Raw genomic sequence first — 502 nt, 5'->3', positions numbered from 1 at the left:
GCCGGGCGCTCTTAGGGTTGTTTCTCCGCGTTTAGACGGTTTCTGCCGGACACGGGACGATCGGCCCAGCGCGGCGCCGCGCGATGCGCGGGTGCCCCGGTGCGTCGGTCGACCCGACCGTCGGTCGACCGACGCACGGAAACGGAAAGAGCCCGCCGGCCGGAGCGCCATGGGCGGTGCCGTAGATGGCGGGGGAGACGCTGGGGGAGGGAGAGGCGGACGGCACATGAGCGGAACCCAGCGCCGGACACGTTGACAAGCCCAAGATGATCATTTGATGGCTGCGTCAGTCTGGCCATCCACGCCGAGCCCCCATATTGCGGAGTCGGCCAAACCGATACAGCTCATCTAGGTCGGGCTCCCAACAGCCGGGTGGCCGCCAGGCCGGCGGGCGGGTGCCGGTGTGCCCTCCCGAGTTCTACTTGACATAATGTGAATTATCGGCGCTTGAGATACCCGCCGGGGGAGGGCTCGGCCCGCGTCCGGCTCACGCGGATCCGCT

This window comes from Protofrankia sp. Cj3, assembly GCF_917627355.1.
Classification (GTDB): domain Bacteria; phylum Actinomycetota; class Actinomycetes; order Frankiales; family Frankiaceae; genus Protofrankia.
Note: the sequence above shows the minus strand (reverse complement) of the source record.